This is a genomic window from Blautia sp. HCP3S3_G3 (genome assembly GCF_052063365.1).
GTDB lineage: Bacteria > Bacillota > Clostridia > Lachnospirales > Lachnospiraceae > Blautia_A.
On record NZ_JBQHXR010000070.1, the window covers coordinates 1 to 668 of the forward strand.

The window sequence follows — 668 nt, forward strand, 5'->3', positions numbered from 1 at the left end:
GGTAAGTTCCATCAGTCTTCGCCTCCTGTCAGACGCACCTTGTCCCGTTTTACAGAGGCATTGTCATGCTTGTTGAGAAGGCGGATCGGAGTAAGGGATCCATCTGCTTCCACAATAAAGATGTCTTTCATATCCGGTGTATAACGGAGGGTGATGCGCTGCTTTGCAAAACGGTAATCGACTTCATACTCCACCTGCTCGATCACAATGACAGAATCTGCGGATACCCGGCGCTCAATCTCAAGAAGAAAAGAGGATTCAATCTGTTCATCGGGCAGACGACAGATCAGTTCCGGTTCCTGAAAGAAGCGTTCTTGCGGGGACATTCCTTTCAGAGAGGAATGAGGACGCTGGTTATAGCTTCTGACAAAGGTCAAAAGGCTCCCTCTGAGTTCTTCCAGTGTATGAAAATCCCTCATATCCAGGGATGCCATCCATTGATCCTTCAGAGTGCGGAACCATCTTTCGATCTTGGCCTTCTGTGTGGGAGTATAAGGCCTGCAGTAGCTGATCACAGATCCGATCCGGGCAGCCAGAAGTTCCATCTGTCTGTTCTTATAGGCAGGTCCGTTATCAAAGTTGAAAACCTTCGGCCTGCCGTACTTGGAGACGGCAGATTTCATGACGGACATAAGATTCACGAAGGTATCGTTAAAGAAGACATCCGC

Annotated in this window: 1 protein-coding gene; it reads right to left on the reverse strand. The window is 48.7% G+C overall.

Translation table 11 applies throughout. From position 1 onward, the window contains the following. Nucleotides 1-11: 11 nt before the first annotated feature. The coding region (locus ACTNEW_RS16315) for an integrase core domain-containing protein (protein WP_441062860.1) at nt 12-668 on the reverse strand (657 nt) is incomplete at its 5' end.